The sequence below is a fragment of the Kitasatospora indigofera genome (assembly GCF_014655955.1).
Taxonomy (GTDB): domain Bacteria; phylum Actinomycetota; class Actinomycetes; order Streptomycetales; family Streptomycetaceae; genus Kitasatospora; species Kitasatospora indigofera.
The window spans coordinates 1-766 of record NZ_BNBO01000175.1 but is presented as its reverse complement, the minus strand read 5'-3'; the positions used below and the strand labels follow the sequence as shown (position 1 = coordinate 766).

Here is a 766-nt window from a genome sequence, read left to right as displayed (position 1 = left end):
GGTCAGCCGGTGGCGGGGACGGTGTCGGTGAAGGTGGTGCCGGCGGTGCGGTAGCCGGAGACCTTCGCGGAGACCTGGGCCGGGGTGAGCACCTGGTCCTTGACGAAGTACACGTAGTCGACCTGCTGGTTGTACGACCGCGGGGTGCTGCTGGTCTGGCCGTTGAGGTCGATCAGCCAGTGGTTGAAGTCGATCCACTGCGGCGTCTCGGGCAGGTACGGCTCGCCGTGGGTGGCGACGGCCTGGCCGTCGATGTAGTACGTGATGCTGGTGTTGTCGACGGTCAGGAGCAGGTCGTGCCAGCCGTCGTAGGACTGCCGCTGCTGGCCGTGGGCGTTGACGGCGTTCCACGGGTCCGGGTTGTACGTTTCCCAGGAGGTCTCGTACATGATGTTGCTCTGCTCGCCCCAGCCGCCGTTCGGCAGGTACTCGAAGTCCTGCTCGCTGTAGTTCGGGTCCATCGGCGCGTTGAGCGGGGTGAAGGTGAAGAAGGTCTGGTTGACGTGGTCGCCGTCGGGGCCGCCGGTCGGGGTGTCGTTGAACTTGACCCGCGCGGCGTAGGTGCCGTTCTTGAACTTCCGCGCCGTGGTCTGGAGTTCGGTCTCCTTGGTACCGGAGGCCGTGCCGTCGGTGGTGAGGCGGAGGTTCATGATGCTGTTGCCGCCGGAGGACTGGAACGTGATGTCCTGCGGGGACCAGGTGGCTCCGGGCACACCGGGGCCGCCCTGGCCGGACTTGACCGTCCAGCCGTGCTGCTGGACGGCCG

Annotated in this window: 1 protein-coding gene; it reads right to left on the bottom strand. The window is 67.0% G+C overall.

All coding sequences use genetic code 11. The features are described 5' to 3' along the window. Window positions 1–2: 2 nt before the first annotated feature. Window positions 3–766: glycoside hydrolase family 16 protein (locus IE329_RS40025; RefSeq protein ID WP_190215990.1), on the bottom strand; the 764-nt coding region annotated here is incomplete at its 5' end.